The sequence below is a fragment of the Klebsiella sp. TF21-TM genome, from assembly GCF_019753495.1.
Taxonomy (GTDB): Bacteria; Pseudomonadota; Gammaproteobacteria; order Enterobacterales; family Enterobacteriaceae; genus Klebsiella; species Klebsiella quasipneumoniae.
Genome location: NZ_JAIJYL010000112.1, coordinates 1 through 820 on the forward strand (window position 1 = coordinate 1; position 820 = coordinate 820).

General features: G+C 52.4%; 1 protein-coding gene. It reads right to left on the minus strand.

The window, feature by feature from the left end; genetic code table 11:
* Nucleotides 1-52: 52 nt before the first annotated feature.
* Entirely contained in the window at nt 53-757 is a 705-nt protein-coding gene (locus K5R89_RS27140; protein ID WP_001067855.1) for an IS6-like element IS26 family transposase, read from the minus strand.
* Nucleotides 758-820: the final 63 nt, after the last annotated feature.

An 820-nucleotide genomic window follows, 5' to 3' on the forward strand; every position in this document is an offset into this window, starting at 1 on the left:
GGCACTGTTGCAAAGTTAGCGATGAGGCAGCCTTTTGTCTTATTCAAAGGCCTTACATTTCAAAAACTCTGCTTACCAGGCGCATTTCGCCCAGGGGATCACCATAATAAAATGCTGAGGCCTGGCCTTTGCGTAGTGCACGCATCACCTCAATACCTTTGATGGTGGCGTAAGCCGTCTTCATGGATTTAAATCCCAGCGTGGCGCCGATTATCCGTTTCAGTTTGCCATGATCGCATTCAATCACGTTGTTCCGGTACTTAATCTGTCGGTGTTCAACGTCAGACGGGCACCGGCCTTCGCGTTTGAGCAGAGCAAGCGCGCGACCATAGGCGGGCGCTTTATCCGTGTTGATGAATCGCGGGATCTGCCACTTCTTCACGTTGTTGAGGATTTTACCCAGAAACCGGTATGCAGCTTTGCTGTTACGACGGGAGGAGAGATAAAAATCGACAGTGCGGCCCCGGCTGTCGACGGCCCGGTACAGATACGCCCAGCGGCCATTGACCTTCACGTAGGTTTCATCCATGTGCCACGGGCAAAGATCGGAAGGGTTACGCCAGTACCAGCGCAGCCGTTTTTCCATTTCAGGCGCATAACGCTGAACCCAGCGGTAAATCGTGGAGTGATCGACATTCACTCCGCGTTCAGCCAGCATCTCCTGCAGCTCACGGTAACTGATGCCGTATTTGCAGTACCAGCGTACGGCCCACAGAATGATGTCACGCTGAAAATGCCGGCCTTTGAATGGGTTCATGTGCAGCTCCATCAGCAAAAGGGGATGATAAGTTTATCACCACCGACTATTTGCAACAGTGCC

Bases quoted from the DNA above. Each gene is read 5' to 3' on its own strand.
- K5R89_RS27140 (WP_001067855.1), bottom strand. From the start codon at position 757: ATGAACCCATTCAAAGGCCGGCATTTTCAGCGTGACATCATTCTGTGG.